The sequence below is a fragment of the Vibrio sp. Y2-5 genome, from assembly GCF_014596725.1.
Lineage (GTDB): Bacteria > Pseudomonadota > Gammaproteobacteria > Enterobacterales > Vibrionaceae > Vibrio.
Genome location: NZ_JACVEG010000031.1, coordinates 1 through 1753, shown reverse-complemented (window position 1 = coordinate 1753; position 1753 = coordinate 1). Strand labels below are relative to the sequence as shown.

At 50.7% G+C, this 1753-nt stretch carries 1 rRNA gene; it reads left to right on the top strand.

The window, feature by feature from the left end:
• Positions 1-1753: ribosomal RNA gene (locus HUO09_RS21640) — 23S ribosomal RNA — on the top strand; the annotation flags it as partial.

Genomic DNA, 1753 nt, shown 5'->3' with positions numbered 1-1753 from the left:
GAGGCGAACCGGGAGAACTGAAACATCTAAGTACCCCGAGGAAAAGAAATCAATTGAGATTCCGAAAGTAGCGGCGAGCGAAATTGGATTAGCCCTTAAGCTTTTAATGACACAGGTGAAGAGTCTGGAAAGTCTCGCGATACAGGGTGATAGCCCCGTAACCGACATGTCATTTTGAGTGAAAACGAGTAAGGCGGGACACGTGATATCCTGTTTGAATATGGGGGGACCATCCTCCAAGGCTAAATACTCCTGACTGACCGATAGTGAACCAGTACCGTGAGGGAAAGGCGAAAAGAACCCCTGTGAGGGGAGTGAAATAGAACCTGAAACCGTGTACGTACAAGCAGTAGGAGCAGGCTTTGTCCTGTGACTGCGTACCTTTTGTATAATGGGTCAGCGACTTATATTCAGTGGCAAGGTTAACCGTATAGGGGAGCCGTAGGGAAACCGAGTCTTAACTGGGCGCTTCAGTCTCTGGATATAGACCCGAAACCGAGTGATCTAGCCATGGGCAGGTTGAAGATTGAGTAACATCAATTGGAGGACCGAACCGACTAATGTTGAAAAATTAGCGGATGACTTGTGGCTAGGGGTGAAAGGCCAATCAAACTCGGAGATAGCTGGTTCTCCCCGAAAGCTATTTAGGTAGCGCCTCGGACGAATACTACTGGGGGTAGAGCACTGTTAAGGCTAGGGGGTCATCCCGACTTACCAACCCTTTGCAAACTCCGAATACCAGTAAGTACTATCCGGGAGACACACGGCGGGTGCTAACGTCCGTCGTGGAGAGGGAAACAACCCAGACCGCCAGCTAAGGTCCCAAATTACTACTAAGTGGGAAACGATGTGGGAAGGCTCAGACAGCTAGGATGTTGGCTTAGAAGCAGCCATCATTTAAAGAAAGCGTAATAGCTCACTAGTCGAGTCGGCCTGCGCGGAAGATGTAACGGGGCTAAGTAGTAAACCGAAGCTGCGGCAATGCGATTTATCGCATTGGGTAGGGGAGCGTTCTGTAAGCCGTTGAAGGTGTGTTGTAAAGCATGCTGGAGGTATCAGAAGTGCGAATGCTGACATGAGTAACGATAAAGGGGGTGAAAAACCTCCTCGCCGGAAGACCAAGGGTTCCTGTCCAACGTTAATCGGGGCAGGGTGAGTCGACCCCTAAGGCGAGGCCGAAAGGCGTAGTCGATGGGAAACGGGTTAATATTCCCGTACTTCTTACAATTGCGATGGGGGGACGGAGAAGGCTAGGTGGGCCTGGCGACGGTTGTCCAGGTTCAAGTGCGTAGGCTTGAGAGTTAGGTAAATCCGGCTCTCTTTAAGGCTGAGACACGATGTCGAGCTACTACGGTAGTGAAGTCATTGATGCCATGCTTCCAGGAAAAGCCTCTAAGCTTCAGATTGTAAGGAATCGTACCCCAAACCGACACAGGTGGTCGGGTAGAGAATACCAAGGCGCTTGAGAGAACTCGGGTGAAGGAACTAGGCAAAATGGTACCGTAACTTCGGGAGAAGGTACGCTCTTGACGGTGAAGTCCCTCGCGGATGGAGCTGATGAGAGTCGCAGATACCAGGTGGCTGCAACTGTTTATTAAAAACACAGCACTGTGCAAAATCGTAAGATGACGTATACGGTGTGACGCCTGCCCGGTGCCGGAAGGTTAATTGATGGGGTTAGTTTTCGGACGAAGCTCTTGATCGAAGCCCCGGTAAACGGCGGCCGTAACTATAACGGTCCTAAGGTAGCGAA